General features: G+C 71.0%; 3 protein-coding genes and 1 pseudogene. 2 read left to right on the forward strand and 2 right to left on the reverse strand.

Annotated elements, in window-relative coordinates:
• Positions 1–204: FAD-dependent monooxygenase (locus ACL02T_RS34755; protein WP_412835072.1), on the reverse strand; the 204-nt coding region annotated here is incomplete at its 3' end.
• 211 nt (positions 205–415) lie between these two features.
• On the reverse strand, positions 416–595 hold the full coding sequence (locus ACL02T_RS34760; RefSeq protein WP_412835073.1) for a hypothetical protein: 180 nt from the start codon (positions 593–595) through the stop codon (positions 416–418).
• A gap of 1,134 nt (positions 596–1,729) precedes the next feature.
• On the opposite strand from ACL02T_RS34760, the gene ectA reads away from it, so the two are divergent.
• Together ectA and ACL02T_RS34770 are read left to right on the forward strand one after the other, a co-directional pair.
• Entirely contained in the window at positions 1,730–2,257 is a 528-nt protein-coding gene (gene ectA, locus ACL02T_RS34765) for a diaminobutyrate acetyltransferase (RefSeq protein WP_412835074.1), read from the forward strand.
• A 10-nt stretch (positions 2,258–2,267) separates the two neighbouring features.
• A pseudogene (locus ACL02T_RS34770) lies at positions 2,268–2,405 on the forward strand (diaminobutyrate--2-oxoglutarate transaminase); the annotation flags it as partial.

Below are 2,405 nucleotides of genomic sequence, written 5' to 3' on the forward strand. Positions count from 1 at the left end.
CCGCCGATCGCGCCACTCGTGGCCGGCGGTCTTCGCCTCCAGCACGAGATGGTCCAGGCCGTGCCGGGTGAGCCACCGGCTCACCGACAGCCCGGCCTGCCCGCCGCCCACGACCACGACGGAGCGGTGCGCCCCGTCGAGCTCGGCGGTGACGGGTGCGGGGTCGGGGACGGGACGCAGGTGGGTGGCCGGCTGCGGGGACATGACGGATCAGCTCCTGGGGGACTCCGGATCGAGGGGTTCGAGCCGGACCGTGACCGGCTCGGGATCCAGTGCACGGCGGAGCCGTTGCGAGGGTGTGTCATCCGGAACGCGTCCGCGTTTCCGGATCACGGAGTTGTTGCGGTGGGGTGAGATCGGAGCAGCGCTCCGTCGGTGGGGCTGTGAGGTGGGCGCGGGGATACGGCGCCGTCCGCTACTCCCCGCCGAACTCCGCGGCCTCGCGCTCGGCGTCGGTGCGCTCGTCGCGGCCGTCGTCGGTGGGGCGGGCGGTCCCCGGATCGACCTCGCGGGTCGGCGCCTCGACCGGCTCGTTCGGCTCGGCCGGCGCCGGGCCGGTCGGCTCGTCGGTGGACTCGGACGGAGTGGTCGGCACGGATCCTCCTGGGCACTCGGCGGCGGACACCGTCGGCTCCCCGCCCGCGTCGAGTCGAAACCGCCTCCACGCGGAGCTCGACCGGGGACGCTCTCCCTTCCTACGGCATAGCGCGTACCGACGGAAAGACGTGTCCGGAGCGCGCCGGACGCGGCGTCCGCTCGGCGAGCCTGCTCGAACGGACCGAGGCAGGCGCTCGGTGAAACGGGGTTTTCGGGAATTCGGAAACTCCCGCTCCGTTTGCGGCCCGATGACGAGATCGAGGATTCGGGGAGCGCGAAGAGTTGCGGTGAGCGGCCGCGAGGGACCGGGCTGCTGTGCCGCACATCTCCTTGCGATCTGTCCGGTGCCCGTGAACCGTGCCCGTGCGACGGCCGGGTTCTGAAGAAACCGGCCTTGCGGGCCCGGTCTCCACCGATTCCCGCCTCGGGGGAGTTTTCGGACCCGAGGTCGCCGTTCACGGCATCGCCCTGGAGGCCGGGCTGCAGAATCGATCCGAGGTCGGGCGGCGAGCGGCAGGTCCGCCGCCCGAGCCTCGTCCCGGTCCCCGTCGGGCGGGGCCCAGCGGCGCCGGAGCCCTGCCCGGCCCGGAGCCCGTCAGGGGCTCGACCCGCGTCGCGTCGCCTCGCACTCGCGCCGATCTCTCGCCTCGCACTCGAGCCGATCTCGCCGGGCCGCCTGTCGAGGGGGAGCGCGACCGACCGGGCCGGGCGGGCACGAGCGGGCCGACGCGAGGGCGTGCGAGGGAGCGGACGACCCGCCCGTCCGCTCCGTGTCCCCGCTCCGCTCCGGTCCGACCGATCGGACCCACCGTCCTGCTCGCCTCGCGACGCCGAGCGGCTCCCCCTATCGTGCGGACGAGGTGGGGGGCGTGGTGAGCGTCATGCCGAGTGACGGCACGTGGTGACCGGACACGCACCGTAGGGCCCGCCCCGTCGCCGGACCGGGCGGGCCGACCGCGAAACCGGCGATACACCTGCACAGACCGCGCCGGCATTCGCCGGGCGGAGCCGTGCCCATATTTTCACGGCATTAAACGATGTTGTGAGAACGATCACGAAACTCACCGATCGAATGTTGTCGACAATCGTGGACGGGTGCAGTCCGGCAATGTCCCTGTTACGTTTGTTCGCCATGACCGCAGCCACCACCGCAGCCTCGGATCCGCCCGGCGACGAACCCGAACTCACGGTGGGGCCCCCGACGACCGACGACGGCGTCGACCTCTGGCGGATGGCGGCGGAGTCCGGCGTCCTCGACGTCAACTCCCGGTACGCGTACCTCCTCTGGTGCCGCGACTTCTCCGCGACCTCGGTGATCGCCAAGCTCGACGGTCGTCCCGTGGGATTCGTCACGGGGTACCGCCGTCCGGATGCCCCCGAAACATTGCTCGTCTGGCAAGTTGCCGTCGGTGCCGCCGCCCGCGGACGCGGGGTGGCGGGCCGGATGCTGGACACGCTCTTCGCGCAGGTGCCCGACGTCCGCTTCATGGAGACGACGGTGACGCCGGACAACGATGCGTCGAACGCGATGTTCGCCGCGTTCGCGCGCCGCAACGGTGCGGAAGTGTCGAGAACGGAATTGTTCCCCGGATCCCTTCTCGGCGACGGACACGAATCAGAGATCCTCTATCGAATCGGCCCGATCCCGACCGAAGGATGATGAGAAGGAAATGACCATCTTCGAGGACGTCGAGTCCGAGGTCCGCTCCTACTGCCGCAATTGGCCCGTGGTGTTCGACACGGCCAAGGGTGCCCGCCTGTGGGATGTCGAAGGGAAGTCCTACCTCGACTTCTTCGCGGGCGCGGGC

Source organism: Pseudonocardia oceanicola (assembly GCF_047200735.1).
In the GTDB taxonomy this organism is placed as follows: Bacteria; Actinomycetota; Actinomycetes; order Mycobacteriales; family Pseudonocardiaceae; genus Pseudonocardia.

What these genes read in the sequence shown, in the direction of transcription:
- ectA (WP_412835074.1), top strand. Translation starts at nt 1,730, where the DNA reads ATGACCGCAGCCACCACCGCAGCCTCGGATCCGCCCGGCGACGAACCC.